At 74.8% G+C, this 5,981-nt stretch carries 6 protein-coding genes; 3 read left to right on the top strand and 3 right to left on the bottom strand.

The annotated features are described in order from the left end of the window. On the bottom strand, positions 1 to 456 hold a 456-nt coding region (locus AB0J52_RS23830; RefSeq protein WP_500184254.1), incomplete at its 3' end, for a beta-ketoacyl synthase N-terminal-like domain-containing protein. Further along, on the bottom strand, positions 453 to 1,655 hold the full coding sequence (locus AB0J52_RS23825; RefSeq protein WP_500184252.1) for a beta-ketoacyl-[acyl-carrier-protein] synthase family protein: 1,203 nt from the start codon (positions 1,653 to 1,655) through the stop codon (positions 453 to 455). The genes AB0J52_RS23825 and AB0J52_RS23830, both read right to left, overlap by 4 nt. Before the next feature lie 134 nt (positions 1,656 to 1,789). Between AB0J52_RS23825 and AB0J52_RS23820 the strand changes: the two genes are divergently transcribed. Together AB0J52_RS23820 and AB0J52_RS23815 are read left to right on the top strand one after the other, a co-directional pair. Further along, the gene (locus AB0J52_RS23820) at positions 1,790 to 3,499 is read left to right on the top strand and encodes an AMP-binding protein (protein ID WP_500184249.1); all 1,710 of its coding nucleotides are present in this window, start codon (positions 1,790 to 1,792) and stop codon (positions 3,497 to 3,499) included. A gap of 15 nt (positions 3,500 to 3,514) precedes the next feature. Beyond that, positions 3,515 to 4,507 carry an LLM class flavin-dependent oxidoreductase gene (locus AB0J52_RS23815; protein ID WP_500184248.1) on the top strand — a complete coding sequence of 331 codons (993 nt, stop codon included), beginning with the start codon at positions 3,515 to 3,517 and terminating at the stop codon, positions 4,505 to 4,507. 64 nt (positions 4,508 to 4,571) lie between these two features. On the opposite strand, the gene AB0J52_RS23810 is transcribed toward AB0J52_RS23815, so the two are convergent. Further along, positions 4,572 to 5,312, bottom strand: a complete 741-nt coding sequence (locus tag AB0J52_RS23810; protein WP_500184247.1) for an SDR family NAD(P)-dependent oxidoreductase — start codon at positions 5,310 to 5,312, stop codon at positions 4,572 to 4,574. Between the two features lie 107 nt (positions 5,313 to 5,419). Here AB0J52_RS23810 and AB0J52_RS23805 point away from each other — a divergent pair. Further along, the coding region (locus AB0J52_RS23805) for a thiaminase II/PqqC family protein (protein ID WP_500184246.1) at positions 5,420 to 5,981 on the top strand (562 nt) is incomplete at its 3' end.

The raw sequence follows: 5,981 nt of genomic DNA, 5'->3' as shown, positions 1-5,981 counted from the left end.
GGTCAGGCCGGACGCGCGGCCGGCGCTCACGGTGACGTTCGGACCCCGCAGGTCGAAGCGGATCGCCGCCTGCGCGCTGGTGTAGTTCATCACCGCCGCCGGGACGCGCTTGTGGTCCACGTGGTAGGGCCGCGCACCGGTCAGGGACGCGACGTCCACCCCCATGAACGTGTCGATGCCCGCCAGCGCGCTGCCGAGCACGATCGCGCGCCGCTCGGCCGGGACGGTGCCCAGCGGATCGTCCGCCAGCAGCTTGGCGACCGCGCCCACGGCCAGCGCGGACGACCGTTCGTACAGCCGCACCTGCTTGGTCGCGGCGAAGTCGGGGTCGGACGAGAGGTCGGGGACGTGCCCGCACGCGCCGAGGCGGCCCCGCCGGACGGCGTCCGCGAACGCCCCGGTGCCGAGGCCGAGCGGCGACACCACCGCCATCGCCGTCACCACCGTGGGCATCACGCGGCCCTCCGCAACACCAGCGCGGCGTTGTTGCCGCCCAACCCGAGCGAGTTGACCAGGGCCACCTCGACGTCCGCCTCGCGCGCGGCGTTGGGGACGCAGTCGATGTCGCAGTCCGGGTCGGGCGAACGGAACCCCACGGTCGGCGGCAGGAAGCGGTGCCGCATGGCCAGCAGCGCGGCGGCGCAGGTGTGCGCGCCGACCGCTCCCATCGTGTGGCCGAGCATCGACTTCAGGCCGACCACCGGCGGCAGCGGCGTCGCGCCGAACACCTCGCGGAGCGCTCCGACCTCCATCGGGTCGTTCGCCCTGGTCCCGGTCGCGTGGGCGAACACCGCGTCCACGTCGGCGGGCGCGACCCCGGCCTCGGCGAGCGCGCCGCGCATGCAGGCGGCCACGCGTTCGCCCACCGGCGCGGTCGGGTGCGCCGCGTCGCAGTTGAGGTGGAAGCCGGTGATCTCGGCGAGCGGACGCGCACCGCGCCGCCGAGCGTGCGCGAGGCTCTCCAGCACCAGCATGGCCGCGCCGTCGCCCCACATGACGCCCTCGCGGTCGCGGTCGAACGGCCGGCAGCGGTCCGGGGCGAGGGCGCCCATCCGGTAGAACCCGGCGAACGCCATCCGGTTGAGCGTGTCGGCTCCCCCGCACAACGCGAAGTCGGCCTCGCCCGCGCGGATCAGGTCGTAGCCGTAGCCCGTCGCGTAGTTGCTCGCCGCGCAAACGGTCGGGATCGTCAGCGTCTCGACGTCGGTGAGGCCGAGTTCGGAGGCGGCGGTCAGGGCGAGGCGTCCACCGCCGATCGCGCGCGCGGCCTCACCGGGGAGCGGGTCGCCGGCGAGCTCCGCCGTGGCGAGCCGATCGACCTCCAGGGACTCGCCGCAGGTCGTTCCTACCGCGACCAGCCCGTGCCCGGCCGGCGTCAGGCCGGCGTCGGCGACGGCCATCCGGGCGGCGGCCGCGGCGAACGCCGCCACGCGTCCGCAGGACTTCGCGTCCACGCGTTCCAGGACGGACGCGGGATCGAAGTCGGTGACCTCGCACGCGGTCGCGTGATCGAACCCCGTCGTGTCGAAGGCCGTGATCGGCGCGGCCCCGCAGCGTCCCGCGCGCAGGCCCGCCAGGTAGCCGTCCCGGCCGGTCCCGATGCTGGAGATGACGCCGAATCCGGTGATCACCACGCGGGTGTCGTCCGCTGGCACCGCGCCTCCCGTTCTGCCGCCCCGCCCCAGTCTCCGGCCGGAGGCGGCGCGGCGGAACTGCGTGAATCCCTAGTTCCGTCCGGCCGGACGGCCTGGTTACGGTGCGGGCACCAGTGTCCCCGGAGGAGGCGCACGTGTTCGCCGTACCGCGGCTCGTCACGGACCGGCGCGCGGACGGCTCGGTCGTCCTGCGGTCGGCCGAACCGCTCGCCACGCCCGACCCGGGCCTCGCCCACGCGCTGCGCCGGTGGGCGGACGACACCCCGGACGCCGTCCTCGCCGCGGAGTGGACGGCGTCGGGCTGGCGCACGATCACCTACCGGCAGGCCCGCGCCTCGGCCGACGCGCTGGCCGAGGCGCTGCTCGCGCGCGGGCTGTCGGCCTCGCGTCCGCTGGCGATCCTGTCGGGCAACTCGCTCCGGCACCTGCTGCTGACGCTCGCCGGGTACACGGCGGGAATTCCGCTGGTGCCGCTCACCCCGGCCCTGTCGCGGCTGGAGGGCGCCCACGGCACGCTGCTCGACATCCTCGACGCGGTGTCGCCGGGCGCGGTGTTCGCCGAGCACGGTGCCATACCGTCCGGAGTCTCCGACCGGGTACCGCTCACGTTCTCCGTCCGTGAGCTGGACGAGCTGCTGGCCACCGCCCCCACCGAACGCGTCGAGCGGGCCTTCGCGCGCGTCGGCCCGGACACCCTCGCGAAGATCCTGTTCACGTCGGGCTCGACCGGCGCGCCCAAGGGTGTCCCGAACACCCACGGCATGCTGTGCTCGGGCGTGCGGATGATGACGCAGGTGTGGCCGTTCCTGGCGACGACCCGGCTGGTGCTGGTGGACTGGCTGCCGTGGAGCCACACCTTCGGCGGCAACCACAACCTGCACCTGGTGCTCGCGACCGGCGGCACCCTCCACATCGACCCCGGCGGCCCGACGCCCGAGGCGTTCCCGCGCAGCGTCCGCAGCCTGGAGAACGCGTCGCCGAACGTCTACTTCAACGTCCCGGCCGGGTTCGAGCGGCTCGCCGAGGTCTTGGAGGCGCGTCCGGAGTTCGCCCGCCGGTTCTTCGCCGGCCTGCGGCTGCTGTTCAACGCGGGCGCGCCGCTCGCCGAGCCCGTGCGGCGGCGCATCCTCGCCGCCGCGCAGGCGCATGCCGACCATCCGGTCCCGTTCACCTCCTCGTGGGGCATGACCGAGACCTCGGCCGGGGCCACCAGCGCGCACTTCGCCACCGACGAGCCGGGCGCGATCGGCGTCCCGCTGCCGGGGGTGACCGTCAAGCTCGCACCCGTGGACGGCCGGTACGAGATCCGCGTCAAGGGCCCGAACGTGACGCCCGGCTATCTGGGTCGTCCCGCCGCCGAGGGGTTCGATGCGGAGGGCTTCCTGTGCACCGGCGACGCGGCGCGCCTGGACGACGCGGCGGGCGGCCTGGTGTTCGACGGGCGGCTGGCCGAGGACTTCAAGCTCGCCACCGGCACCTGGGTGCGCGTGGCCGCGTTGCGGGACGCCCTGCTGGCCGACGCGGAAGTGCTGGCCGACGTGGTCGTCGTCGGCGAAGGCCGTCCGTTCGTGACCGCGTTGGGCTGGCTCGTTCCCGACCCGCCGCCGGACTGGCGCGCCCGCGTCGCCAAGGCCCTGGACGGTGGCGGGGGCGGGAGCGGGGGCGGCGGAGGATCGTCGCGCCGCGTCGTCCGGCTGCTGGTGCTGTCCGAGCCGCCGAGCCTGGAGCGGGGCGAACGCTCCGCCAAGGGGACCATCAATCAGCGGCGGGTCCTGGAGCTGCGTCCGGACGCCGTCCGCCGCCTCTACCGCGAGCCCGCCGACCCCGATGTGATCGAAGTCTGACCCCGGAGGTACCTGGTGAAGCTGGGCGCGATCCCGATGTGGACCGGCGATGTGGCGGACTTCCGCCGCCAGATCCGCCTCGCCGACGATCTCGGCTACGCCGTGATAGGCGTCGGCGACTCCCCGAACCGGGGCCACGAGATGTACGTGTCCCTGACCGTCGCCGCGCACGCGGTCAGCCGCGCCTCGATCGCCGCGATGGTCACCACGCCCGAACTGCGCCACCCGCTCGTCACCGCATCGGCGATGTCCGCGTTGCACGACCTCACCGGCGGCCGGGCCGTCCTGGGCGTGGGCAACGGCGGAAGCGCGATGCGGGTCATCGGCCGCGCCCCCGCCACCGTCGCCGAGCTGCGCGAGTACCTCGTGCAGGTGCGGCAGATCCTTGAGGGCGGCTCGGCGGAGGTCTCCGGCCGCGCCACCGAGCCCCTGCTGCGCGCCCGCCGCGTCCCGCTCTACCTGGCGGCGGACGGGCCCCGCACCCTGGAGCTGGCGGGCGAACTGGCCGACGGCGTGATCACCACGGTCGGCATGTCGGCCGCCCGCGTCCGCGACAAGGTCGCCGCGGTCCGGCGGGCCGCCGAACGCGCCGGCCGCGACCCCGCCGCCCTGGACGTCTGGGGCTACACCTTCGCCTCGGTCTGCGCCACCCGCGACGAGGCGTACACCGACCTGGCCTCGGCCCTGTCGTCCACCGTCGCCTACCGCTTCCGGGCCCGCCACGCCCGCGCCACCGTCCCGCCCGAGCTGCTGGACGCCCTGGCCGAGTACGAACGCCGCTACGACCCGTCCGACATGGTGATCGGTGGCCCGAACGCCCAGCTCCTCAGCAAGCTGGGCCTGCTGGAGCTGGGCGTGGACTTCGGTGGCATCGCGGGGACCGGCCCGGAGACGGCCGCCCACCTGACCCGCCTGGAGGAGGCGGGCGTGACCTGCGTCCTGGCCACCCTTCCCCCCATCGGCGACCCCGAGGGGACCCTCCGCGGCCTGGCCTCACAGTCCGGGTGACCCGACTTCGGGTCACTGAGGCGGATCTCGGCCGAGTGCACCGGCCTGACCAGCCGGCTGGTGCTCAGAGGCCGCCGGCGGTGTGCAGGATCTCGCCGTTGACGTTCCCGTTGGCGGCCGAGCAGAGGAACACGATCACGCGGGCGACGTCGTCCGGGGTGCTCAGGCGGCCGCTGGGTGTCGCGGCCGCGGCGCGGTCCACCAGGGCGGGGTCGACGTTGTCCAGGCTTTCGGTGCGGGTGCCACCGGGAGAGACCACGTTCGCGAGGATGCCGTCGCGGGTCCACATGAGGCCGCGGACGAAGCCGTGCAGGGCGGACTTGGCGGCTCCGTAGAGTTCGGACCCGGGGTTGCCGTGTTCGGCGGTGATCGAGGAGAGCAGGGCGATGCGGCCCCAGCCTCGCTCGCGCATCCCCTTGAGGGCGTAGCGGACGGTCCAGAGGTGGCCCTCGACGTTCTCGCGGTAGCGGGCCAGCCAGTAGTCCATCGGCAGGTCCTCGTAGGGCGGAAGGTCGCCGGGGTCGACCCAGACCCAGGTCTGGGCGTTGGCCACGACGACGTCCACGCCGCCCCAGCGGTCCTCCACCTCGGTGACGACCCGGCGGGCCGAATCGGGCGAGGCCAGGTCGTAGCGCAGGGCGCAGCCGTCCAAGGCGTCGGCGAGGGCCTTCGCCTCGGCCTCGGCGGAGTGGTAGGTGATCGCCACGCGCGCGCCCTCGGCGGCGAAGGCGCGCGCGGCGGCGGCGCCGATTCCCCGGGTCGCGCCGGTGATCAGGACACGTTTGCCGTCCAGGCCGAGATCCATGCGGCCCAGCGTGCGCCGGCCTGCTCGAACCGGGCTGGTGCCGGTCTCCAGGGGACTTCGAGTCGGCGTGCCTAGCGTCCGGTCCCGAGACCAGGTGAGGAAGGCGAATGTTGCACGAGGAGCTGCGCGAGATCCGCGATCCGGTGTTGCGCCAGGTGCAGCGGCATCCGTTCTGGGCCGGGCTGCGGGACGGCTCGCTGCCGCCGGAGGCGCTGGCCCGGTTCGTCCGGCAGGACACCGGGTTCCTGCTGCCCGCCTATGCGCGGGCGCTGGCGCGGTGCGCGGCGTTCGCGGCCGACGACGGCGACGCGATGCTGCTCGCCCGGTCGGCCGCCGCGTCGCTGGAGGCGGCTGAGCGGCTGCGCGTCGCCCACGGCCGGCCGGACGACGCGGAGGCCGAGCCGGAGACGCTCGCGCACGCCGACTTCTTCGCCGCGTCCGCCGCGGCGGGCTTCCACGCGGGAGTGGGGGCGCTGCTGCCGATGGTGTGGTTCAACGCCGAGGTGTCGGACGGGCTGCGGGACGGCGTGGTGCCCGGCTCCCGTCACGAGAAGTGGATCGAGGTCTACCACCCGGGCGACGGCTACGCGCACGCGGTGCGGGCCTTCCTGGACATGGCCGACCGGGCGGGCCGCGACGGTTCGGCCCGCGAGCGCGCGGTGCTGGTGG

Origin of the sequence: Spirillospora sp. NPDC049652, assembly GCF_040675125.1 — a bacterium.
Classification (GTDB): domain Bacteria; phylum Actinomycetota; class Actinomycetes; order Streptosporangiales; family Streptosporangiaceae; genus Spirillospora.
This window is presented reverse-complemented; position numbering and strand designations above follow the sequence as displayed.